The sequence below is a fragment of the Streptomyces sp. NPDC013457 genome, from assembly GCF_043089925.1.
Taxonomy (GTDB): Bacteria; Actinomycetota; Actinomycetes; order Streptomycetales; family Streptomycetaceae; genus Streptomyces.
Genome location: NZ_JBICBL010000003.1, coordinates 627,233 through 649,676, shown reverse-complemented (window position 1 = coordinate 649,676; position 22,444 = coordinate 627,233). Strand labels below are relative to the sequence as shown.

Below are 22,444 nucleotides of genomic sequence, written 5' to 3'. Positions count from 1 at the left end.
AGTCCCTACGCTGTGGGCATGCTTGCGGAACCACGCTCAGGACGACTGGCCGCCTGGGGCAATGCCCTGCTGGCCGGATCGGTGTCGCCGGACGACGCGGCGCTGGCCATTGTCGGGGAGGACGCGGTGCACCGCGTCGAGGGGCTGCCGGGTGAGGCGGGGCAGGTCGGACTGACCCTGGCGCTCGGGCGGCTGAGGCGGCTCGGGGTGACCGGATGGCGGGTGGCGCTGCCCACGCCGGGGCATCCGCTGGGGCTGAGCGGGCCGCCGGACTTCAACGCGCGGGCGATCGAGGCGGAGGAGGCGGTGGTCGGCTTCGGCGCTCCGTACGGTCTTGTGCCGGAGGTCACGGAGGCGGGGCCGGTGGGCGACGTGCACGTGGAGGTGGTCTGGCGCTGTCTGTCCGTGCGGGAGGCCCCGCCCGCGGACGTGCCGTCGCTCGGTGAGGCGGAGCGGGAGCTTGCGGAGGCGCTGCGCGAGGCGACGTCGGTGCTGACGCGGCTGGACGTGGCGGCCTCGGGCCCGATGGCGGACGCGGCGCGCGAGGCGTACCGGGCCCGGGCGGAGGCGGGCCGCGAGGTGCTGGCTCCGGGCTATCCGGCGCGGGCGGTACGGGTGCTGGAGCTGGCCCAGCGGGTGGGCCTCATGATCGACCTGGCGTACGACCACGGCCACGGCGGCGCGGTGAGCGCCTCGGAGATGGCGGCGCGCGGGGCGGCGTTGCGGCCGGTGGAGCGGGTCGCCCGGCGGGCGCAGGTGGCCGCCTACAACGCCTACGTGGAAGAACGCGAGCGCTGACCCCGGGGCGGCCCGGTCACGTACGAGCGGCGCGGGCGCCGACATGGCGAAGCCCGGCTCCCGGGGGATGGCGGGGGCCGGGCTTGGCGGGGGGCGTCAGTGGTTGACGGCGCCGTTGCCGAAGGCCGGGTTGAGCAGGCCGATCACGTTGATCGTGTTGCCCGAGACGTTCACGGGGACGTGGACCGGGACCTGCACCAGGTTGCCGGAGGCGACGCCCGGCGAGTTGAGGGCCTTGCCCTGCGCGTCCGCGCCGTGGGCGGAGGCGACACCCGCACCCGCGGCGACGATGCCACCGGCGACCATGGTGAGGGCAGCGGCCTTCTTCAGGTTCTTCACTTCAGGATCCTCCTGGTATTCGCTGCGGCCGGCCGCCGCAGCACGCCATGGAGAACGCCCCCGCCCCCGCCGGGTTGCGCCGAACGGGGGACATACACCCGACGGTATGAAGATGAGAACGGAGGTGCCCCTTCCGTCCCATCCGTCTCACGGGGTCAGGCCGTGCCGCACCGCCCACAGCGCCGCCTGCGTCCGGTCCGCCAGATCGAGCTTCATCAGGATGTTCGACACGTGCGTCTTGACCGTCTTCTCCGACAGGACGAGCGCCCGCGCGATCTCCCGGTTCGACCGGCCGTCGGCTATCAGGCCCAGCACCTCCTGCTCCCGCTCCGTCAGCGTCGACCCGCGGCCCGTCCCCCCGTGCCCCTCCTCCTGGGAGAGCAGCGCCCCGGCCACCTCCGGCTGCAGCAGGACATGGCCCGCGTGCACGGACCTGATCGCACCCGCCAGCGCGTCCGGGTCCACGTCCTTGTAGACGTAGCCGGAGGCGCCGGCGCGCAGCGCGGGGACGACCGTGCGCTGCTCGGTGAAGCTCGTGACGATCAGCACCTTCGCCGGGTTCGCCAGCTCGCGCAGCTTCCGCAGCGCCTCGATGCCGTCCATGCCGGGCATCTTGACGTCCATCAGGACCACGTCGGGCCGCAGCTCCTCCGCGCGGGCGACGCCCTCGGCGCCGTCGGAGGCCTCCCCGACGACCTCTATGTCGTCCTGGACCTCGAGGAAGGTCCGCAGACCGCGCCGCACCACCTGGTGGTCGTCGACCAGCAGAACGCGAATGACCTTCTCAGCCACCGGGAACCTCCATCTCGATCGTGGTGCCTCGGCCCGGCTCCGACGTCACGGTGAGTGTGCCGCCGACCCCGCCCGCCCGGTCGCGCATGGAGACCAGGCCGAGGTGCCGGCCGGCCCGGCGGACCGTACGGGGGTCGAAGCCCTTGCCGTCGTCGGCGACGGTGAGCAGCGCGCCCTGCCCGTGCCGGAAGAGGGAGACGGCGACCCGCTCCGGCTCCGCGTGCCGCAGCGCGTTGTGCAGGGCCTCCTGGGCGACCCGGAGCATGGCCTCCTCCTGGGCGGCGGGCAGCGCGCGCACACCCGTGCTGTCGAAGGTGACGCGGGCGGTGTGGGCCCGGTCGAGCACCTGGATCTGTGTACGGAGGGTGTGGACGAGGCCGTCCTCGTCGAGCGCGGCGGGGCGCAGCTCGACGACGGCGGCGCGCAGCTCGTCCGCGGCCTCGGCGGCGAGCGCGGCGACCTGCTGGAGCTCGCCCTTGGCCCGGGCCGGGTCGCGGTCGACGAGGGCGGCCGCGGCCTGGGCGGTGAGCCGGAGCGAGAAGAGCTTCTGGCTGACGGCATCGTGCAGCTCGTGGGCGAGGCGCGAGCGCTCCTCGGCGATGGTGAGCTCGCGGCTGCGTTCGTAGAGCCGGGCGTTGGTCAGGGCGATCGCGGCGTGCTGGGCGAGGATCGAGAGCAGTTCCTCGTCCTCCTCCGTGAAGCCGCAGCCGCCGTCCGGCTTGGGGCAGCGCTTGTTGGCGAGGAAGAGGGCGCCGATGGTCTCCTCGCCGTCCTGGATGGGCAGGCCGAGGAAGTCGGACATGTCCGGGTGGGCGGACGGCCAGCCCTCGAAGCGGGGGTCCTCGCGGACGTCGGCGAGTCGCTCGGGCTCGGCCTTGTGGAGCATCGCCGCGAGGATGCCGTGCTGGCGGGGCAGCGGCCCGATCGCGCGCCACTGCTCGTCGCTGACGCCGTCCACGACGAACTGGGCGAAGCCGCCGTGGTCGTCCGGGACGCCCAGCGCCGCGTACTCGGCGTCGAGGAGCTCACGGGCGGAGGCGACGATCGTCTTGAGGACGTCGCGCACCTCCAGGTGGCGGCTCATCGCCAGGAGCGCGGTGCTCACGGCGGCGAGGCCGGAGCTCGGTCGGTGACTCATGCACTCACCGTACCGGTGGGCTGTGACGGTGCGTATCCGTCCGGGGACGGCGGTCGCCTAGGACCCGGGGACTAGGCCGAAGTGCCTTGGGCGGTCGGGGCTCGGGGACGAGGCGGCGGGCGGGGCGGCGGCCGGAGGCTGGATCCATCGCTACGAGAGGGGATGGACGTCATGGCTGTCGCGGTGATCACGGGGGCGTCGAAGGGGCTGGGGCGTGCGCTGGCCGGCGCGCTCGCGGATCGGGGCTGGGATCTGGTGCTCGACGCGCGGACGCCGGAGGCGCTGGAGGAGAGCGCGAGGGCGGCACGCGGGCGTGGGGCGCGGGCCGTGGCGCTCGCCGGGGATGTGACGGACGCGGTCCACCGCCGGGAGCTGGTGGCCGCCGCGAGGGAGCTCGGGGGGCTGGATCTGCTGGTGCACAACGCGAGCGCGCTGGGGGCCGAGCCGCTGGTGCGGCTCGAGGAGCTGTCGCCGGACGGTCTGCAGGCGGCGCTGGAGACGAACGTGGTGGCCGCGCTGGGTCTCGTCCGGGAGGCGCTGCCGCTCCTCAGGGAGAGCGGGGCGGGGGCGGTGGTCGCGGTGACGTCGGACGCGGCGGTGGAGGCGTACGAGACGTGGGGCGGGTACGGGGCGTCAAAGGCGGCCCTCGACCGGCTGATGGCCGTGCTGGCCGTCGAGGAGCCGGGGCTCGGGGTGTGGGCCGTGGATCCGGGGGACATGGCCACGGATCTGTACGCGGCGGCCGTCCCGGACGACGACGATCCGCGTCCGGCGCCGGAGTCGGTGGTTCCGGGGTTCCTCGCGCTGCTCGACCGGAGGCCGCCGAGCGGGCGGTACACGGCCGCGGGGCTCGTCGGGGCGGAGGGGGTCCGATGAGCGTGCTCGAGGCCCTCCGTGTGCCTGCGGAGCTGTCGGCGCGGGTACCGGCCGAGCAGCGGGCGCCGGGGCGGGGGCGGGACGACGTACGGCTGCTGGTCTCGTACGGCACGGAGGTGTCGCACCGCGCGTTCCGTGAGCTGCCGGGCGTGCTGAGGGCCGGGGACGTGCTGGTCGTGAACACGAGCGCGACGCTGGCGGCCGCCGTCACCGGCCGGCTGTGCGCCGACGGCGGCGGCGAGCGGGTCGTCGTCCACTTCTCGACGCGTGGGGAGGACGGCCGCTGGGCCGTCGAGGTGCGGGAGCCGGACGGCCGGGGCAGCACCCGGCCGCGGCCGGGCGGGCCGGCGGGGGCGGTGGTCCGGCTGCCGGGAGGGGCCCGGCTCGTCCTGACGGAGCCGCTGGCCCCCGGGGCGGCGCGGCTGTGGTGGGCGAGGGCGGACACGCCCGTGCCCGCCCTGCTGGCGCGGTACGGGCGCCCGATCCGGTACGGGTACACGGAGCGGGACCAGCCGCTCTCCGCGTACCAGACGGTCTTCTCGCTCCCCTCCCCCGACGGTGCCGGGTCGGCGGAGATGCCGAGCGCGGGGCGGCCGTTCACGGCCCGGCTGGTGGCGGAGCTGGTGAGCCGGGGGATCCAGTTCGCCCCGCTCACGCTTCATACGGGTGTGGCGTCGGCGGAGGCGCACGAGCCGCCCTACCCGGAACGCTTCGAGGTGCCGGCGACGACGGCGCGGCTGGTGAACGCGGCGAGGGCGGGCGGGGGCCGGGTCGTGGCCGTGGGGACGACGGCCGTACGGGCGCTGGAGTCGGCCGCGGGCGAGGGGGGTGAGGTGCGGGCGGCGTGCGGGTGGACGGACCTGGTGGTGACCCCGGCGCGCGGGGTACGCGTGGTGGACGGGCTGTTGACCGGGCTGCACGAGCCCCGGGCCTCTCATCTGCTGATGCTGGAGGCGATCGCCGGAGAGGCCGCGCTGCACCGGGCCTACACCGAGGCCGTGCAAGAGCTCTACCTCTGGCACGAGTTCGGCGACGTCCACCTCCTCCTCCCGGAGGAGAGCCCTCACTGAGTGCATTGCGTGAGCAACGCCCGGTGAGGCTGTTACCTGCCCTATGTGAGCCCGCGCATAGGACGCAGGTCACTTACGAAGACCCCTAGTGGTTCCTTATTGGGCAAATAAGGACCGTATGAGCGGGCCCTATGGGGGTTTTGGTGGGCTATGCGCGGGCCCCTGATCCACTACCTGGGGTCGTACGTCACACCTTTGCCACAGGATTTTGCTGCCGCTAAGAATTGCGTTCGTCGCCGCCGAGCAGGCGCAGCGCCGCCCCGGCCTGAGCGACCCCCCAGCGATTCGAAGAGGTAGTCCCGCATGTCTAACACTCCTGGCCACTATCGCCTGAAGAAGACGCACAAGGCTTCCCTTGCCGGCGTCGCTGCCCTCGGCGCCGTCGCCCTCGGTTTCACCCTGGTCCCCGGCAACGCCGCCGCGGAGACCGAGCCCCAGGCGCTCATGAACAGCCAGCAGGTCGCGCTCGCCTACGACGCGAACAGCCCGCAGGCCAAGGCCCTGCACACGAGCCTCACCGCGCAGCAGGACGCCATCAGCCTCAAGGCCAAGGCCGAGGCGGACGCGAAGGCCGCCGCCGCGGCGAAGGCGAAGGCCGCCAAGGCCGCCGCCGAGGCGAAGGCCAAGGCCGACGCCAAGGCCGCCGCCGAGGCCAAGGCCAAGGCCGAGGCGAAGAAGCGCGCCGAGGCGAAGGCGGCCGCGAGCCGTGCCGCCGCCCGCACGCCCGTCTTCGCGAACAACCTCGACGGCTGGATCCGCGAGGCGCTGTTCATCATGGACAAGCACAACATTCCGGGCTCGTACAACGGCCTGCACAAGAACATCATGCGTGAGTCCAGCGGCAACCCGCGGGCCATCAACAACTGGGACATCAACGCCATCAACGGCGTGCCCTCGAAGGGCCTGCTGCAGGTCATCTACCCGACCTTCAAGGCCTACCACGTCGCGGGCACCAAGTTCGACCAGTACGACCCGGTCGCCAACATCGTCGCCGCCGCCAACTACGCGGCCGACCGCTACGGCTCGATCGACAACGTCAACAGCGCGTACTGATCCTGTCGGCGCCCCCGAGCCCGTCAGAACCACGCGAAGGGCGGCACCCCGTGCAGGGGTGCCGCCCTTCGGCGTCTCGTGAGGCCCGTGGCTACTTGCGCATGACCTCGGGCTCGTGGCGGCGCAGCAGGCGCGCCACGACGAAGGCGCAGACGACGCCGATGAGCACCAGGACCGTGAGGTTGAAGCCCCACTGGCCGACCGTGCTGTCCCACAGCGGGTCCAGGTTGGTCGGGTCCTTGGGGTCCCACGGCGGCATCAGGTGGCCGAGGTCGAGCGTCGAACCCGCGGCGGCGATGGCCCAGCGCGAGGGCATGAGCCAGGCGAACTGCTCCAGGCCGGGCGATCCGTACACCTGGAAGAGGATGCCGGTGAAGACGACCTGGACGATCGCGAACATGACGAGCAGCGGCATCGTCTTCTCGGCGGTCTTCACCAGCGAGGAGATGACCAGGCCGAACATCATCGAGGTGAAGCCGAGCGCGATGATCGTGACGCAGAGCTCGACGGCCGGCGGCAGGACCAGGCCCTCCTCCGGCAGCTCGCGGGTGGCGAAGCCGATGCCGCAGATGATCACGCCCTGGAGGGCGGTGATCAGGCCGAGCACGATGACCTTGGACATCAGGTACGCCGAGCGGGAGAGGCCGGTCGCCCGCTCCCGTTCGTAGATGACCCGTTCCTTGATCAGCTCACGTACGGAGTTGGCCGCGCCGCTGAAGCACATGCCGACCGCGAGGATCAGCATGATCGTGCCCGCGTCCCCGTTGAAGCGGGACGGCGGTGTGGGCTTGCCGAGGCCGAAGTCGGCGGGGATGACGACGGAGACCGCGCCGAGGACGGCCGGCAGGATCACCATCAGGCCCATGAAGCCCTTGTCGGACGCGATCACCGAGGCGTAGCGGCGGATCAGGGTCCACAGCTGGGAGCCCCAGCCCTGCGGCTTGGGCGGCCGGGCCATCGCCTGCTGCGGCATCTGGACGGGCTGGGCGGCGACGGCGTCGATGTCCGCGGCGTACATCTGGTAGTGCTGCGAGCCCTTCCAGCGGCCCGCCCAGTCGTAGTCGCGGTAGTTCTCGAAGGCGGAGAAGACGTCGGCCCAGGTGCTGTAGCCGAAGAAGTTCAGCGCCTCCTCCGGCGGGCCGAAGTAGGCCACGGAGCCGCCGGGCGCCATCACGAGCAGCTTGTCGCAGAGACCGAGCTCGGCCACGGAGTGCGTCACGACGAGGACCGTGCGGCCGTCGTCGGCGAGGCCGCGCAGCAGCTGCATGACGTCGCGGTCCATGCCGGGGTCGAGGCCGGAGGTCGGCTCGTCCAGGAAGATCAGCGACGGCTTGGTGAGGAGCTCCAGGGCGACGGAGACACGCTTGCGCTGGCCACCGGAGAGGGAGGTGACCTTCTTCTCCTTGTGGATGTCGAGCTTGAGCTCGCGCAGCACCTCGTCGATGCGGGCCTCGCGCTCGGCCGGCGCGGTGTCGCCGGGGAAGCGGAGCTTGGCCGCGTACCGGAGTGCCTTCTGTACGGTCAGCTCCTTGTGCAGGATGTCGTCCTGCGGAACGAGACCGATGCGCTGACGCAGCTCGGCGAACTGCTTGTAGAGGCTCCGGTTGTCGTAGAGGACGTCGCCCTCGTTGGCCGGTCGGTAGCCGGTGAGCGCCTTGAGCAGCGTGGACTTGCCGGAACCCGAGGGGCCGATGACGCCGATGAGCGACTTCTCCGGCACGCCGAAGCTGACGTCCTTGAGGATCTGCTTGCCGCCGTCGACCGTGACCGTGAGGTGGCGGGCCGAGAAGGAGACCTCGCCGGTGTCGACGAACTCCTCGAGCTGGCCGCCGACCATCCGGAAGGTCGAGTGACCGACACCGACGATGTCGTTGGGGCCGATGAGGACGGAGCCGCCCTTGGCGATCGGCTGACCGTTGACGTACGTGCCGTTGTGAGAGCCGAGGTCGCGGATCTCGAAGCGGCCGTCGGGCGTCGCGTGGAACTCGGCGTGGTGGCGCGAGACCTGGAGGTCGGAGACGACCAGTTCGTTCTCGAGCGCACGACCGATGCGCATGACGTGGCCGAGGGCCAGCTGGTGGAACGTGGTGGGGCTGCGGTCGCCGTAGACCGGCGGCGCCCCCGCGGCGCCGCCTCCCTGGCCGGGCACCTTCTGCGCCAACTGCTCGACGGGGCCGCCCTGCTGGTGCGGGAGGTGCTGCTGCGGGTACTGCTGGTGCTGGCCCTGCGGAGCCTGCTGCGGCCAGGCCTGCTGCGGGGCCTGGTTCTGGCCCTGCTGCGGCGGAGCCTGATGGGTCGCCCAGTCGGCCTGTGCGGCGGCCTGCTGGGCGTTCGGGGCGGCGTGGGCCGCGGGTTGCTGCGCGGCCTGCTGGGCTCCGGCGGCGAGATTCAGCCGCGGGCCGTCGGTCGCGTTGCCGAGGTGCACCGCGGATCCGGGGGCGATCTCCATCTGGTGGATCCGCTGCCCCCGGACGAAGGTGCCGTTGGTCGAGCCGTGGTCCTCGATGACCCAACTCCGGCCGCCCCAGCTGATGGTGGCGTGTCGCCACGAGACCCTGGCGTCGTCGATCACCAGGTCACCCTGTGGATCGCGTCCCAGGGTGTACGACCTGGACGGATCGAGCGTCCAGGTCCTTCCGTTCAATTCCAGTACGAGTTCTGGCACTCCATGCCCCACTATTTGTCCCCCGATGTACCCCCGTCGCGGGAGTCTTAGGGATGGCGAACATCGGGGGGAACTATTTCAGGCCGGGCCCGTACTCCGAAAGTCGGGCCGTGTGAAGACCCCGCAGAGAGGCGTTCGGCACGCCGGCGGGCGAGCCGCCGGAAGTCACCGGGACGGCGTGCGATCGCCGACGGGACGCGAGCCGTCGGGGGACGCCGTACGAACCGCGGCGCGAGCCGGGAGGGAGCGGCGGCGCGAGCCGTGGTGCGAGCCGGGGGTGAGAGCTACGGTGGCTGGTGTGCGGCCGGCCGGGTGTCCGGTACGCGGGACGGGGTGACTGGTGGCACGCAGTGCCCGATACGGTGGAAGCACCATGAGCGCATCGCAGACCTCAGACGTTCCCACCCTTCTCGTCAAGATCTTCGGGAAGGACCGTCCCGGGATCACCGCCGGGCTCTTCGACACCCTCGCCGCCTACTCCGTCGACGTCGTGGACATCGAGCAGGTCGTCTCCCGCGGCCGCCTCGTCCTGTGCGCGCTCGTCACCGAGCCGACCGTCGCCTCCCAGGGCGAGCTGCGGGCGACGGTCCACAGCTGGGCGGAGTCGCTGAAGCTCCAGGCCGAGATCATCTCCGGCACCGGTGACAACCGTCCGCGCGGCAGCGGCCGCTCGCACGTCACCGTGCTCGGGCACCCGCTGACCGCCGAGCAGACCGCCGCCATAACGGCGAGGATCGCCGGGACCGGCGGGAACATCGACCGTATCTTCCGGCTGGCGAAGTATCCGGTGACGGCCGTCGAGTTCGCCGTCTCGGGCTGCGAGACCGAGCCGCTGCGGACGGCGCTCGCCACCGAGGCGCACGGCATCGGCGTGGACGTCGCCGTCGTCTCGGCCGGTCTGCACCGCCGCGCCCAGCGGCTGGTCGTCATGGACGTCGACTCCACGCTCATCCAGGACGAGGTGATCGAGCTCTTCGCGGCGCACGCGGGCTGCGAGGACAAGGTCGCCGAGGTCACCGCGGCCGCGATGCGCGGCGAGCTGGACTTCGAGCAGTCCCTCCACGCGCGCGTGGAACTGCTGGCCGGGCTCGACGCCTCCGTGGTGGAGAAGGTCCGCACCGAGGTACGGATGACCCCCGGCGCCCGCACCCTCATCCGTACGCTCAAGCGGCTCGGGTACCAGGTGGGTGTGGTCTCGGGCGGGTTCACCCAGGTCACGGACGACCTCAAGGAACGCCTCGGGCTCGACTTCGCCTCGGCCAACACGCTGGAGGTCGTGGACGGGAAGCTGACGGGCCGCGTCACCGGGGAGATCGTGGACCGGGCGGGCAAGGCGCGGCTGCTGCGCCGCTTCGCGGCGGAGGCGGGTGTGCCGCTGTCGCAGACCGTGGCGATCGGTGACGGCGCCAACGACCTCGACATGCTGAACGCGGCGGGGCTCGGCGTGGCCTTCAACGCCAAGCCGGTGGTGCGCAAGGCGGCGCACACCGCCGTGAACGTCCCCTTCCTCGACACCGTCCTGTATCTCCTCGGGATCACCCGCGAGGAGGTCGAGGCGGCGGACGGCGACGAGGACGTGCTGCACTGAGGCGCCCCGTGCGGCCGTGTACGGCAGAAGGCCCGGTCACCGAGTGGTGACCGGGCCTTCTGCCGTACACGACGGAACACGCGAGGCGACGCGCGACGAACGCGCGACGGGTGTACGGGGGTGTACGGAGTGTACGGATCAGTCGTGCGGCGCCCAGTAGTCGAGCAGCGTGCCGACCCCGTGCTCCACAGACTTCCAGGAGCCGTCGAAGCCCACGACCGCGAAGGCGGCGGTCGGGAAGCCTCCCCGGTTCATCCGGACCGCGCTGTCGCCCTCCGCCGCGCCGGCGAGGGCGTCGGAGAGCGCGTGCATGCCGGGGTTGTGGCCGATGACGAGGACGTTCCTCACCTCGTCGGAGACCTCGTTGAGCAGGGCGATCAGTTCACCGAGCGAGGCCTCGTAGAGTCGCTCCTCGTAGACGGTCCTGGGTCGGTGCGGCAGCTCCTGCACGGCCAGTTTCCAGGTCTCGCGGGTCCTGGCAGCGGTCGAACAGAGGGCCAGATCGAAGGTGATCCCGGTGTCGGCGAGCTTTCGGCCGGCCACGGGGGCGTCCGTGCGGCCGCGCTCGGCGAGCGGTCGCTCGTGGTCGGACACCTGGGGCCAGTCGGCCTTGGCATGCCGGAGCAGCACAATCCTGCGGGGTGTATCGACGCTCATGGGCTCCAGCTTCCCATGAAACGGGCCGCCGGGCGCAGGGTGTTGGGTCGCCCGCGGGCTCGGAGGTCAGCGGGGCAGCGTCTGCTGGATCTGCTCCAGAAGACGGCCGACCGCGGGGTCGCCCTCGGCCGCGTGCGCCCCGCCCGGTCCGGCGATGAGCAGGAAGAGGGCGACGAAGGCGGCGACGGGCAGGACGACCGCCCACCAGGGCAGCCGGGTGTCGACGCCGCCTGCGGACGGGGGCGGGGTCCGGGTGTGCGTGCGGGCCGGCATGGCCGCCTCCGTGGGGTCGGGACGACGTCCGCAGCGGTGACTGCGACGATGTCTCCACGCTACGGAGCGCGGCTCCGCGAGCCCATCAGGTGATCCACCCACTTCACCCTGACACTCACCCCCTAGGGGATGGTGGGGTTACCCCCACCCGGTGCGGGTCAGGGGGAGGCGACGGTGGCGATGACGGCGATCACGACCGAGATGGCGAGCATCGCGCCGAGCACGAGCAGCAGCTTCTTCTGGCCGTTCTGGGGATTCGGGTCGAGCACTGGCATGGGGACAGTCTCGCATCTCAGCATTCGTCCTCGACCGTCCGGGCCCTGCCCGCGAGGCTGCCGACGATCATCTGCGGGATCATCAGCCCGGCCATCAGCGCGATCGGCAGTCCCCAGCCGCCGCTGTGCTGGTAGAGGACGCCGACCAGGAGCGGGCCGGGGATGGAGATGAGGTAGCCGACGCTCTGCGCGAAGGCGGAGAGCCGGACGACGCCGGCGCCGGTGCGGGAGCGCAGGCCGATCATGGTGAGCGCGAGCGGGAAGGCGCAGTTGGAGACGCCGAGGAGCAGCGCCCAGACCCAGGCGCCCCCGGCGGGTGCGACGTAGAGGCCGCTGTAGCCGACGAGGCCGCACAGGCCCAGGGCGACGACGATCGGGCCCTGGTTCCTGAGCCGGGTCGCGAGGCCGGGAATGACGAACGCGAGCGGGACGCCCATGACCATGGTGACCGCGAGGAGCACGCCGGCGGTGCCGGCGGGGACACCGGCGTCGCGGAAGATCTGCGGCATCCAGCCCATGGTGATGTACGCGCCGGTGGCCTGGAGGCCGAAGAAGGCGGCGAGGGCCCAGGCGGTGCGGCTGCGGGTGATCCGGAGCGGGGCAGCCGCCTGGGGAGCGGTGGCGGACGGGGCGGTCGCGGTCCCGGGCGCCCGGTCGGCGGTCGCCTGGGTGATGCGGTCGCGGACGAGCGGGATCCAGGGCATGACGGCGAGGGCGGCGAGGACCGCCCAGACGCCGATGCCGGTGCGCCAACTGCCGCCCAGCGCCTCGGTCATGGGCACGGTCGCGGCGGCGGCCAGGGAGGTGCCGAGGGCGAGCGCCATGGAGTAGAGCCCGGTCATGCTGCCGACGCGGTCGGGGAAGTACCGCTTGACGATGACGGGCATGAGGACGTTGCTGACCGCGATGCCCATGAGCGCGAGGGCGCTGGCGGCGAGGAAGCCGACGGTGCCCGAGGCGAAGGGGCGGATCGCGAGGCCCGCGAAGATCGCCGCCATGCCGGCGCAGACGACGGCGGAGGGGCCGAAGCGGCGGGCGAGGCGGGGCGCGGTGATGCCGAAGACCGCGAAGCAGAGCGGGGGGACGGAGGTGAGGACGCCGGCCACGCTGCCGCTCATGTGGAGCCCGTCGCGGACCTCTTCGAGGAGCGCGCCGAGGCTGGTGATGGCGGGGCGGAGATTGAGCGCGGCGAGCACCAGGGCGACGACGACGAGCCGGGTGATCCATACGGCCGGCCGGTCCGGTGCGGGAGAATCCCCCGTGGTGGCGGACGTGGCGGTGACGGAGGTGCGGGCCGGCGGGGCGGCGGTCTCGAGGGTCTGCGGCTCGTCATGCATGAGCGCCATCATAGAATCATGGGATGATTGGTTGTCCAATCCGCAACCACTCTTCCTACCCAGGAAAGGTGTGCCATGGCGCTCGGCTCCCCCCGGCGTTCCGGGCTCTCCGATCAGGTGATCGCCGAGCTGCGGAACCAGATCACCTCCGGCGAGTGGCCGGTCGGGTCGCGGATCCCGACCGAACCGGAGCTGGTCGAGCAGCTGGGCGTGGCCCGCAACACCGTGCGCGAGGCCGTCCGGGCGCTCGCGCACAACGGGCTGCTCGACATCCGGCAGGGCTCGGGGACGTACGTCATCGCGACGAGCGAGCTGGCGGGCGTCATGCACCGGCGGTTCGCCGGCTCCGATCCGCGCCACGTCGCGGAGCTGCGTTCGACCCTGGAGTCCTCCGGGGCCCGGCTCGCGGCGCAGCGGCGCACGGAGCGGGACCTGAAGCAGCTGGACGCGTTGCTGGCGGGCCGCGAGGAGGCGTTCGCCTCCGGGGACACCGAGCGGTTCGTGATGGCGGACGGCGCGTTCCACCACGCGGTGGTGATCGCCTCGCACAACGAGGTGCTCACCGAGCTCTACGCCGACCTCGGCCACGTCCTGCGCCAGTGGCTGCGGGACGACGTGGGCCACGAGCTGCGGCCCGAGCACCACATGGACCACGCGCGCCTGGTGGAGGCGATCCGGGCCGGTGACGCGGACACGGCGGCGGCCGAGGCCGCGGGCTATCCGTTCATGTGCCTGAGGAACCTGGGACCTGCGGAGGGTGCTCGGCCGGCTGGTGCGTGAGCCAGGCGGAGCGCACCTCCTTCCAGCAGCGGCCGGTGAGCTCGGCGTAGGCGGTCGGGCCGACCTCGACGGGGGTGCTGTCGGTGTCCACGTCCCACCAGCGGTCGCACTCGACGTGCAGCTGGACGCGGTCGGTGGTGGGGTACGGGTTCTGGCAGTACGCGGTGACCCGGGAGCCCTCGACGACCGTCTGGCACGAGGCCCCGAAGTTCTCGGGCTCCTGCGCCGCCGGCGCGGGCGGCGCCTCCGCGGGGGCGGAGGCGGCGCGGACCTCGGCGGCGACGGCGAGGCCGGCCAGGAGTGCGGCGGCCGACGCGAGAGCGGCGACCCTGGGGTGCGGCGCGCGCATGCCCGTACCTCCTCCCCGTCAGTAACCGGATGTCACGCTCCGGTCCAGTCTGAGGTGGTTCGCCCGACTTTTCGACTCGGGCGGCCGTCCTCCCGTACGACGTACGGACGACGAAGGCACGACGAAGGCCGGGCGGCCCTCCCGTGGAGGGCCGCCCGGCCTTGGTACGCGCGCGTGGAGGCGCTCAGGCGCCGATCGCGTGCAGACCGCCGTCGACGTGGACGATCTCGCCCGTGGTCTTCGGGAACCAGTCGGACAGCAGGGCGACGACGCCACGGCCGGCCGGCTCCGGGTCGGCGAGGTCCCAGGTCAGCGGCGAACGGCTGTCCCAGACCGCCGCCAGCTCGCTGAAGCCGGGGATCGACTTCGCGGCCATCGAGCCGATCGGACCCGCCGAGATCAGGTTGCAGCGGATCTCCTGCTTGCCCAGGTCACGCGCCATGTAGCGGTTCGTGGCCTCGAGCGCCGCCTTGGCCGGGCCCATCCAGTCGTACTGCGGCCAGGCGAACTGCGCGTCGAAGGTGAGGCCGACGACCGAACCGCCCTGGTGCATCAGCGGCAGCAGGGCCATCGTCAGGGACTTCAGCGAGAAGGCCGAGACGTGCATGGCGGTGGCCACCGACTCGAACGGCGTGTTCAGGAAGTTGCCGCCGAGCGCGTCCTGCGGGGCGAAGCCGATGGAGTGGACGATGCCGTCCAGACGGTCGCCGAGGTGCTCGCGGACCTGGCCCTCCAGACGGGCGAGGTGCTCGTCGTTGGAGACGTCCAGCTCCAGGACCTTGACCTTGTCGGGCTCCGGCAGCTTCTTGGCGATGCGCTCGGTCAGCGTCGGACGCGGCCACGCGGTGAGGATGATCTCCGCGCCCTGTTCCTGGGCCAGCTTCGCGGTGTGGAAGGCGATGGAGGACTCCATCAGCACACCGGTGATCAGGATGCGCTTGCCCTCGAGAATTCCGCTCATGGTGATCAGTGACCCATGCCCAATCCGCCGTCAACCGGGATGACGGCTCCAGTGATGTACGAGGCGTCGTCGGAGGCGAGGAACTTCACCGCGGCGGCGATCTCCCCGGGCTGCGCGTAGCGGCCCAGCGGCACCTGGGACACGATGCCCGCGCGCTGCTCCTCGGTCAGCACCGCGGTCATGTCGGTGTCGACGAAACCGGGGGCGACGACATTGAACGTGATGTTGCGCGAGCCGAGCTCTCGGGCCAGGGAACGGGCGAAGCCGACAAGGCCGGCCTTCGAGGCGGCGTAGTTCGCCTGCCCCGCCGAGCCGAGGAGGCCGACGACCGAGGAGATCAGGACGACACGGCCCTTCTTGGCCCGCAGCATGCCGCGGTTGGCGCGCTTGACCACCCGGAAGGTGCCGGTCAGGTTGGTGTCGAGGACGGACGTGAAGTCCTCCTCGCTCATGCGCATCAGGAGCTGGTCCTTGGTGACCCCGGCGTTCGCCACCAGGACCTCGACCGGACCGTGCTTCTCCTCGATCTCCTTGTACGCCTGCTCGACCTGCTCGCCGTCGGTGATGTCGCACTTGACGGCCAGGAAGCCCGCCGGCGGCTCACCGGAGCGGTACGTGATCGCGACCTTGTCGCCTGCATCGGCGAACGCGCGGGCGATGGCGAGGCCGATGCCCCGGTTGCCTCCGGTGACGAGAACCGAGCGGCTCAACGGATCACCCTTTCGATAGCGGTCTGAATGCCAGAAACCTATCGGTCCGCTTCCGCCCACGAGGACTCGGCCCCTGACAGTGGCGTACGGATGTCACTGTCGGATCCCTACATAAAGCTCTGGGCGTGGCGGCCGAAAGCGCGACATGATCGGGGATGACCGGTCTCACACGACAGGAGACAGCTGTGCCATCTGGCATCCATTCCATCGACGCGGCCTTCACGGCGCTGCCGCTGCGGGCGCTCGCCGACGCGGCGCTCGCACGCGCGCGTGCCCTCGGCTCCGACCATGCCGACTTCCGTCTGGAGCGGGTGCGCAGCGCCTCGTGGCGGCTGCGCGACGCCAAGCCCTCGGGGTCGTCGGACACCACGGACCTCGGATACGCGGTGCGGGTGGTGCACGGCGGGGCCTGGGGGTTCGCCTCCGGGGTCGATCTGACCATGGACGGGGCGGCGCGGGTCGCCTCGCAGGCCGTCGCCATGGCCAAGCTGTCCGCCCAGGTGATCGCGGCGGCCGGGTCGGACGAGAGGGTGGAGCTCGCCGAGGAGCCGGTGCACGCGGAGAAGACCTGGATCTCGGCGTACGAGATCAACCCCTTCGACATCCCCGGCGCCGAGAAGAGCGCGCTGCTCGCCGAGTGGAGCGAGCGGCTGCTGCGGGCGGACGGTGTGGCGCACGTGGACGCCTCGCTGATGACCGTCCAGGAGAACAAGTTCTACGCGGACACGGCGGGCACCGTCACCACCCAGCAGCGGGTCCGGCTGCACCCGCAGCTCACCGCGGTCGCCGTCGACGAGACGACGGGCGAGTTCGACTCGATGCGGACGATCGCGCCGCCCGTCGGCCGGGGCTGGGAGTACCTGACCGGCACCGGCTGGGACTGGGACGCGGAGCTGGAGCGGATCCCGGACCTGCTCGCCGAGAAGATGCGCGCGCCGAGCGTGGAGGCGGGGGCGTACGACCTGGTGGTCGACCCGTCGAACCTCTGGCTGACGATCCACGAGTCGATCGGCCACGCCACCGAGCTCGACCGGGCGCTGGGGTACGAGGCGGCGTACGCCGGGACCTCCTTCGCCACCTTCGACCAGCTGGGGAAGCTGGCGTACGGCTCGTCGATCATGAACGTGACGGGTGACCGCACCGCCGAGCACGGTCTCGCGACGATCGGGTACGACGACGAGGGCGTCGAGGGGCAGAGCTGGGACCTGGTGAAGGACGGCACGCTCGTCGGCTACCAGCTGGACCGGCGGATCGCGAAGCTGACGGGCCTGGGCCGGTCGAACGGCTGCGCGTTCGCCGACTCCCCCGGCCATGTGCCGGTGCAGCGGATGGCGAACGTCTCGCTCCAGCCCGACCCGGGCGGCCTCTCCACGGAGGATCTGATCGGGGGCGTCGAGCGCGGCATCTACGTGGTCGGCGACCGCTCGTGGTCGATCGACATGCAGCGGTACAACTTCCAGTTCACCGGGCAGCGCTTCTACCGCATCGAGAACGGCAAGCTGGCCGGGCAGCTGCGGGACGTCGCGTACCAGGCGACGACGACCGACTTCTGGGGCTCGATGGAGAAGGTCGGCGGCCCGCAGACGTACGTCCTGGGCGGCGCGTTCAACTGCGGCAAGGCCCAGCCGGGCCAGGTCGCGGCGGTCTCCCACGGCTGCCCGTCCGCCCTCTTCCGGGGCGTCAACATCTTGAACACCACGCAGGAGGCCGGGCGATGAGCTCCCGTTTCACCAAGCCGTACGAGATCGTCGAGCGGGCGCTCGAACTGTCCCGGGCGGACGGCTGTGTCGTCATCGCCGACGAGGAGTCCTCCGCCAACCTGCGCTGGGCGGGCAACGCCCTGACGACGAACGGCGTGACCCGGGGCCGTACGCTCACCGTGGTCGCGACCGTCGACGGCGCGCAGGGGACGGCGTCCGGTGTGGTCTCGCGCTCCGCCGTGACGGTCGACGACCTGGAGCCCCTGGTGCGGGCGGCCGAGGCCGCGGCACGGGCCGCCGGTCCCGCCGAGGACGCCCAGCCGCTGGTCGAAGGCGTGGACGCCTCCCCGGACTTCACCGACGCGCCGGCCGAGACCACCTCCGCCGTCTTCACGGACTTCGCGCCCGCGCTCGGCGAGGCCTTCGCCCGCGCCCGGGCGGGCGGCCGTGAGCTGTACGGCTTCGCCAACCACGAGCTGACCTCGACCTACCTCGGTACGTCGACGGGGCTGCGGCTGCGGCACGACCAGCCCAACGGCACCCTGGAGCTCAACGCCAAGTCGCCCGACCGCTCGCGGTCCGCGTGGGCCGGGCGCTCCACGCGGGACTTCAAGGACGTCGACCCTGGGGCGCTCGACGCCGACCTGGCGAAGCGGCTCGGCTGGGCGGAGCGCAGGATCGAGCTGCCCGCCGGCCGGTACGAGACGCTGCTGCCGCCGACCGCCGTGGCCGACCTGCTGATCTACCAGCTGTGGTCCTCGGCGGCCCGCGACGCGGTGGAGGGCCGTACGGTCTTCTCGAAGCCGGGCGGTGGCACGCGGCTCGGCGAGACGCTCTCCCCGCTGCCGCTGACCCTGCGCAGCGATCCGAACGAGCCGGGTCTGGAGTCGGCTCCCTTCGTGATCGCGCACTCCTCGGGCGACGACTCCTCCGTCTTCGACAACGGGCTGCCGCTGATGCCGATCGACTGGGTGCGGGAGGGCAGGCTGGAGCATCTGATCACCACCCGGCACACCGCGGCGCTCACCCGGCTGCCCGTGGCACCGGGGGCGGGGAACCTGATCCTGGACGGCGGCGGCGAGCAGTCGCTGGAGGAGATGGTGGCCGCCACCGAGCGGGGTCTGCTGCTGACCTGCCTCTGGTACATCCGCGAGGTGGACCCGGCGACGCTGCTGCTGACGGGGCTGACCCGGGACGGCGTCTACCTCGTCGAGAACGGCGAGGTGGTCGGCGAGGTGAACAACTTCCGGTTCAACGAGTCGCCGGTGGACCTGCTGTCCCGGGCCTCGGAGGCGGGCCGGACGGAGAAGACCCTGCCGCGCGAGTGGAGCGACTGGTTCACCAGGGCCGCGATGCCGGCGCTGCGGGTGCCGGACTTCAACATGAGCTCGGTCAGCAAGGGTGTCTGACCCCCATAGACTGAGTCACGGCGTGACAACCATCAACCAAGGAGACCGAGAATCGTGACGGACATCGTCGACGAGCTCAAGTGGCGCGGGCTGTTCGCCCAGTCCACCGACGAGGACGCACTGCGCAAGGCTCTCGCGGACGGTCCTGTCACGTTCTATTGCGGTTTCGACCCGACCGCGGCCAGCCTCCACGTCGGCCACCTGGTCCAGGTGCTCACCGTCCGCCGGCTCCAGCAGGCCGGTCACCGGCCGCTGGCTCTGGTCGGCGGGGCCACGGGCCAGATCGGCGACCCGCGTCCGACGGCCGAGCGCACCCTGAACGACCCGGAGACGGTGGCGAACTGGGTGAACCGGCTGCGGAGCCAGATCGAGCCGTTCCTCTCCTTCGAGGGGGAGAACGCTGCGGTCATGGTGAACAACCTGGACTGGACCGCGGGCCTCTCCGCGATCGAGTTCCTGCGGGACATCGGCAAGCACTTCCGGGTCAACAAGATGCTGACCAAGGACTCCGTCGCACGGCGCCTGGAGTCCGAGCAGGGCATCAGCTACACCGAGTTCAGCTACCAGCTGCTGCAGGGCATGGACTTCCTGGAGCTGTACCGGCGTCACGGCTGCACGCTGCAGCAGGGCGGGTCCGACCAGTGGGGCAACCTGGTGGCCGGGCTCGACCTGATCCACCGGCTCGAGCCGGGCGCCGAGGTGCACGCGCTGGCGACCCCGCTGATGGTCAAGGCGGACGGCACGAAGTTCGGCAAGACCGAGAGCGGGGCCGTGTGGCTCGACCCCGAGATGACGACGCCGTACGCGTTCTACCAGTTCTGGCTGAACGTGGACGACCGGGACATCTCGACGTACATGCGCATCCTGTCCTTCAAGTCCCGCGAGGAGCTGGAGGAGCTGGAGCGGCTCACCGCCGAGCGGCCGCAGGCGAGGACCGCGCAGCGGGCGCTCGCCGAGGAGCTGACGACGCTGGTGCACGGCGCCGGGCAGTGCGCGGCGGTCATCAACGCCTCGAAGGCGCTCTTCGGTCAGGGCGACCTGGCCGAGCTGGACGAGGCCACGCTGGCCGCGGCGCTCTCCGAGCTGCCGCACGCGCGGGTGGCCGAGCTCGGGCAGGTCGTCGACCTGTTCGTCGAGGTCGGGCTGGCCCCGAGCAAGTCGGGTGCGCGCCGGACGGTGAAGGAGGGCGGGGCGTACGTGAACAACGTGAAGGTCACCGCCGAGGACGCCGAGGTGTCGGCGGACGAGCTGCTGCACGGCCGCTGGCTGGTGCTGCGCCGGGGCAAGAAGAACCTGGCGGCGATCGAGGTCGGCGCACAGGGCTGACGTCCCGGGTCAGGACATGGCGAAGGCCGGTACGCGCGTGAGGCGTGTACCGGCCTTCGCCGGTGCGGCCCTCAGGCTCGTTGCCTGTTGCCCTTGATCGCGTTCCACGCCATGTCGCCGAGGAAGACCACGAGCACCGCGCCGGCGAGTTGGAGCAGGTGCCGCGTCCAGTCGATGCCCTTCGTGTCCTCGACGCCGATCCAGGTCGCGACGGAGTTGCCGAGAACGCTGCCGATGATGCCGAACACGGTCGTCAGCCAGAGTGGGATCTGCTGCTTCCCCGGGATGATCGCCTTGGCGATCAGACCGAGCACGAAGCCCACGATGATTGCCCACAACCAACTCATGGTCGCCTCCTCAGGCGGCGCAATCTGCGCATGTGGGCCCAGTCTCGGCCCATCCGCCATACGGCGCATGTCGGAGAGCGCCGTACGTGCCCCGGTCTCCACCGTCTCGGGCGGCGGGCGTACCGTGGAGACAGGTCCGGACCGGGGAGGTCCGGCGCGGACGCTGGTGGTGGAATGCGATGCGGAAGCACGGTGGAACAGAGGTCTTCCGAATCACCGGGGCCCGTCAGGGCCTGGCCGACGACGTCCGTGGCCGGGAACGGCGGTACGTGATCTCGATGTCGGTGCGGACGCTGTCCGTCATCGCCGCCGTCCTCCTCTGGAACGTCGAGCGCCATGTGGCCATCGTGGCTCTGGTGCTGGGTGGGCTGCTCCCCTATGTCGCGGTGGTCATCGCGAACGCCGGGCGGGAGAAGCCGCCGACTCTGCCCTCCACGTTCGTACCGGGACCGACCCGTCCCGAGCTCTCCCCCGGGGGCACCACCGCGGAACCGCGAGCGGAGCGTCCGTCCGGACAGAGCTGATCATCATCTGGAGTCGAAAGCTCAAGAAATGCTCAGATCAATGATGACGTTCCGGTGCACCGCACCCCATCCCCCGTGACATACTGCCTACGCGCTCCGCATCCCCCGTCGGAGCGACGGACCGGTGCCGGGCAGCTCCCCCCGTGGCTGCTCGGCATCGCCATTGTTGGACAATGATCGTGTGATCAATCCGGTGAGTGACGAGACCCCGATCGAGACGCCGATCTGCTCCGCCAAGGGCTGCCGCGCCGACGCCGTATGGGTGCTGGCCTGGAACAACCCCAAGCTGCACACGCCGGAGCGCCGCAAGACCTGGCTCGCCTGCGAGGACCACCGCGAGCATCTCTCCCAGTTCCTGGGCGTACGGGGGTTCCTGAAGGACGTCGTCCCGCTCGCGGAGTGGGAGTCAGCCGCCGATCGCTGACATCGGCCGCTCCGGCTGAAGGAAGCTCGGGTCGTCCAGGCCCGAGCCGGCCTTCTTGCCCCACATCGCCAGCTTCCAGATCCGGGCGATCTCGGCGTCCGGCGCCTCCGAGCGCAGGGCCGCGCGCAGGTCGGTCTCCTCGGTGGCGAAGAGGCAGGTGCGCACCTGTCCGTCGGCCGTGAGCCGGGTCCGGTCGCACGCCCGGCAGAACGGGCGGGTGACGGAGGCGATGACCCCGACGGTGTGCGGTCCGCCGTCCACGACCCAGCGCTCCGCGGGGGCCGAGCCCCGCTCGTCCGCGCCCTCGGCGGTGAGGGTGAAACGCGTCCGCAGCGACTCCAGGATGTCCCCGGCGGTGATCATGCCGTCGCGCTTCCAGCCGTGCTGGGCGTCGAGGGGCATCTGCTCGATGAAGCGGAGTTCGTATCCGTTCTCCACCGCCCATGCCAGCAGGTCCGGGGCCTCGTCGTCGTTGAGTCCGGGCATCAGGACGGCGTTGACCTTGACCGGCGTGAGGCCGGCGTCGCGCGCGGCGGCCATGCCGTCGAGCACGTCGTGGTGGCGGTCGCGGCGGGTCAGGGTCTTGAAGACCTCGGGCCGCAGGGTGTCGAGGGAGACGTTGACCCGGTCGAGACCGGCGGCCTTCAGCGCGGCGGCCGTGCGCTTGAGCCCGATGCCGTTCGTGGTCAGGGACATCTTCGGGCGGGGCTCGAGGGCGGCGCAGCGCTCGACGATGCCCACGAGGCCGGGGCGGAGCAGCGGTTCGCCGCCGGTGAAGCGGACCTCCGTGACACCGAGGTCGGTGACAGCGATCCGTACCAGCCGGACGATCTCGTCGTCGGTCAGCAGGTCGGGCTTGGCCAGCCACTGCAGGCCCTCTTCCGGCATGCAGTACGTACACCGCAGATTGCAGCGGTCGGTGAGCGAGACGCGCAGGTCGGTGGCCACCCGGCCGTAGGTGTCGATGAGCACTGAGGGCCCCCTTCCCGTCGTTCGGTGATTTATACAGCGAGCCTACGCGAGACCACCGACAACCAGCAGGGGCCGATTGGA

Annotated in this window: 24 protein-coding genes; 11 read left to right on the top strand and 13 right to left on the bottom strand. The window is 71.5% G+C overall.

All coding sequences use genetic code 11. The features are described from left to right. Positions 1–18: 18 nt before the first annotated feature. On the top strand, positions 19–798 hold the full coding sequence (locus ACF1G2_RS11825; RefSeq protein WP_391798111.1) for a hypothetical protein: 780 nt from the start codon (positions 19–21) through the stop codon (positions 796–798). Between the two features lie 96 nt (positions 799–894). On the opposite strand, the gene ACF1G2_RS11820 is transcribed toward ACF1G2_RS11825, so the two are convergent. From ACF1G2_RS11820 to ACF1G2_RS11810, 3 genes are all read right to left on the bottom strand, one after another. Further along, positions 895–1,137 carry a chaplin gene (locus tag ACF1G2_RS11820; protein WP_391798110.1) on the bottom strand — a complete coding sequence of 81 codons (243 nt, stop codon included), beginning with the start codon at positions 1,135–1,137 and terminating at the stop codon, positions 895–897. Positions 1,138–1,284: 147 nt separating this feature from the next. Further along, positions 1,285–1,929 (bottom strand): response regulator transcription factor, encoded by a 645-nt coding sequence (locus ACF1G2_RS11815; protein WP_352192482.1) that lies wholly within the window; start codon positions 1,927–1,929, stop codon positions 1,285–1,287. After that, positions 1,922–3,067 (bottom strand): GAF domain-containing sensor histidine kinase, encoded by a 1,146-nt coding sequence (locus ACF1G2_RS11810; RefSeq protein ID WP_391798109.1) that lies wholly within the window; start codon positions 3,065–3,067, stop codon positions 1,922–1,924. Before ACF1G2_RS11810 ends, ACF1G2_RS11815 begins: the two co-directional genes overlap by 8 nt. 171 nt (positions 3,068–3,238) lie before the next feature. On the opposite strand from ACF1G2_RS11810, the gene ACF1G2_RS11805 reads away from it, so the two are divergent. The 3 genes from ACF1G2_RS11805 to ACF1G2_RS11795 all read left to right on the top strand — a co-directional run bounded on the left by ACF1G2_RS11805 (position 3,239) and on the right by ACF1G2_RS11795 (position 6,066). Further along, a complete protein-coding gene (locus ACF1G2_RS11805) occupies positions 3,239–3,943 on the top strand; it encodes an SDR family NAD(P)-dependent oxidoreductase (RefSeq protein WP_391798108.1) in 705 nt (234 codons plus the stop codon). A gap of 2 nt (positions 3,944–3,945) precedes the next feature. Next, positions 3,946–5,013, top strand: a complete 1,068-nt coding sequence (locus tag ACF1G2_RS11800) for an S-adenosylmethionine:tRNA ribosyltransferase-isomerase (RefSeq protein ID WP_391798148.1) — start codon at positions 3,946–3,948, stop codon at positions 5,011–5,013. Between the two features lie 303 nt (positions 5,014–5,316). Further along, positions 5,317–6,066, top strand: a complete 750-nt coding sequence (locus ACF1G2_RS11795) for a transglycosylase SLT domain-containing protein (RefSeq protein ID WP_391798107.1) — start codon at positions 5,317–5,319, stop codon at positions 6,064–6,066. 91 nt (positions 6,067–6,157) lie between these two features. On the opposite strand, the gene ACF1G2_RS11790 is transcribed toward ACF1G2_RS11795, so the two are convergent. Next, positions 6,158–8,743, bottom strand: a complete 2,586-nt coding sequence (locus ACF1G2_RS11790) for an FHA domain-containing protein (protein ID WP_391798106.1) — start codon at positions 8,741–8,743, stop codon at positions 6,158–6,160. A 361-nt stretch (positions 8,744–9,104) separates the two neighbouring features. Between ACF1G2_RS11790 and serB the strand changes: the two genes are divergently transcribed. Continuing rightward, positions 9,105–10,319, top strand: a complete 1,215-nt coding sequence (gene serB / locus ACF1G2_RS11785) for a phosphoserine phosphatase SerB (protein WP_391798105.1) — start codon at positions 9,105–9,107, stop codon at positions 10,317–10,319. A gap of 138 nt (positions 10,320–10,457) precedes the next feature. On the opposite strand, the gene ACF1G2_RS11780 is transcribed toward serB, so the two are convergent. From ACF1G2_RS11780 to ACF1G2_RS11765, 4 genes are all read right to left on the bottom strand, one after another. Beyond that, a complete protein-coding gene (locus ACF1G2_RS11780; protein WP_391798104.1) occupies positions 10,458–10,976 on the bottom strand; it encodes a SixA phosphatase family protein in 519 nt (172 codons plus the stop codon). A gap of 66 nt (positions 10,977–11,042) precedes the next feature. After that, a complete protein-coding gene (locus ACF1G2_RS11775; protein WP_391798103.1) occupies positions 11,043–11,249 on the bottom strand; it encodes a hypothetical protein in 207 nt (68 codons plus the stop codon). 158 nt (positions 11,250–11,407) lie between these two features. Beyond that, the gene (locus ACF1G2_RS11770) at positions 11,408–11,524 is read right to left on the bottom strand and encodes an SGM_5486 family transporter-associated protein (protein ID WP_352192473.1); all 117 of its coding nucleotides are present in this window, start codon (positions 11,522–11,524) and stop codon (positions 11,408–11,410) included. A 17-nt stretch (positions 11,525–11,541) separates the two neighbouring features. After that, positions 11,542–12,861: a CynX/NimT family MFS transporter gene (locus ACF1G2_RS11765; RefSeq protein ID WP_391798102.1), complete on the bottom strand. Its 1,320-nt coding sequence runs from the start codon at positions 12,859–12,861 to the stop codon at positions 11,542–11,544. 75 nt (positions 12,862–12,936) lie between these two features. On the opposite strand from ACF1G2_RS11765, the gene ACF1G2_RS11760 reads away from it, so the two are divergent. Next, complete coding sequence (locus ACF1G2_RS11760; protein WP_391798101.1) at positions 12,937–13,641, top strand: FadR/GntR family transcriptional regulator; 705 nt, start codon at positions 12,937–12,939, stop codon at positions 13,639–13,641. Here the strand turns inward: ACF1G2_RS11760 and ACF1G2_RS11755 are convergent. The 3 genes from ACF1G2_RS11755 to fabG all read right to left on the bottom strand — a co-directional run bounded on the left by ACF1G2_RS11755 (position 13,586) and on the right by fabG (position 15,661). Continuing rightward, positions 13,586–13,990 (bottom strand): hypothetical protein, encoded by a 405-nt coding sequence (locus ACF1G2_RS11755; RefSeq protein ID WP_391798100.1) that lies wholly within the window; start codon positions 13,988–13,990, stop codon positions 13,586–13,588. The genes ACF1G2_RS11760 and ACF1G2_RS11755 overlap by 56 nt on opposite strands. 184 nt (positions 13,991–14,174) lie before the next feature. Continuing rightward, the gene (fabI, locus tag ACF1G2_RS11750) at positions 14,175–14,951 is read right to left on the bottom strand and encodes an enoyl-ACP reductase FabI (protein WP_391798099.1); all 777 of its coding nucleotides are present in this window, start codon (positions 14,949–14,951) and stop codon (positions 14,175–14,177) included. Positions 14,952–14,956: 5 nt separating this feature from the next. Next, positions 14,957–15,661 carry a 3-oxoacyl-[acyl-carrier-protein] reductase gene (gene fabG / locus ACF1G2_RS11745; RefSeq protein ID WP_391798098.1) on the bottom strand — a complete coding sequence of 235 codons (705 nt, stop codon included), beginning with the start codon at positions 15,659–15,661 and terminating at the stop codon, positions 14,957–14,959. Positions 15,662–15,858: 197 nt separating this feature from the next. On the opposite strand from fabG, the gene ACF1G2_RS11740 reads away from it, so the two are divergent. The 3 genes from ACF1G2_RS11740 to tyrS are packed head-to-tail and all read left to right on the top strand — an operon-like array spanning position 15,859 to position 20,096. Then, positions 15,859–17,379: a TldD/PmbA family protein gene (locus ACF1G2_RS11740; RefSeq protein ID WP_391798147.1), complete on the top strand. Its 1,521-nt coding sequence runs from the start codon at positions 15,859–15,861 to the stop codon at positions 17,377–17,379. After that, positions 17,376–18,770, top strand: a complete 1,395-nt coding sequence (locus ACF1G2_RS11735) for a metallopeptidase TldD-related protein (protein ID WP_391798097.1) — start codon at positions 17,376–17,378, stop codon at positions 18,768–18,770. Before ACF1G2_RS11740 ends, ACF1G2_RS11735 begins: the two co-directional genes overlap by 4 nt. A gap of 54 nt (positions 18,771–18,824) precedes the next feature. Further along, positions 18,825–20,096 (top strand): tyrosine--tRNA ligase, encoded by a 1,272-nt coding sequence (tyrS, locus tag ACF1G2_RS11730; RefSeq protein WP_391798096.1) that lies wholly within the window; start codon positions 18,825–18,827, stop codon positions 20,094–20,096. 71 nt (positions 20,097–20,167) lie between these two features. On the opposite strand, the gene ACF1G2_RS11725 is transcribed toward tyrS, so the two are convergent. Continuing rightward, positions 20,168–20,443, bottom strand: a complete 276-nt coding sequence (locus ACF1G2_RS11725) for a GlsB/YeaQ/YmgE family stress response membrane protein (RefSeq protein ID WP_391798095.1) — start codon at positions 20,441–20,443, stop codon at positions 20,168–20,170. A gap of 179 nt (positions 20,444–20,622) precedes the next feature. Between ACF1G2_RS11725 and ACF1G2_RS11720 the strand changes: the two genes are divergently transcribed. Continuing rightward, positions 20,623–20,967, top strand: coding sequence for a DUF3099 domain-containing protein (locus tag ACF1G2_RS11720; protein ID WP_391798094.1), 345 nt, complete (start codon positions 20,623–20,625; stop codon positions 20,965–20,967). 184 nt (positions 20,968–21,151) lie between these two features. Next, positions 21,152–21,391 (top strand): hypothetical protein, encoded by a 240-nt coding sequence (locus ACF1G2_RS11715; RefSeq protein ID WP_391798146.1) that lies wholly within the window; start codon positions 21,152–21,154, stop codon positions 21,389–21,391. On the opposite strand, the gene moaA is transcribed toward ACF1G2_RS11715, so the two are convergent. Beyond that, positions 21,374–22,363, bottom strand: coding sequence for a GTP 3',8-cyclase MoaA (gene moaA, locus ACF1G2_RS11710; RefSeq protein WP_391798093.1), 990 nt, complete (start codon positions 22,361–22,363; stop codon positions 21,374–21,376). The two genes, ACF1G2_RS11715 and moaA, sit on opposite strands and share 18 nt — an antisense overlap. Between the last annotated feature and the right edge of the window lie 81 nt (positions 22,364–22,444).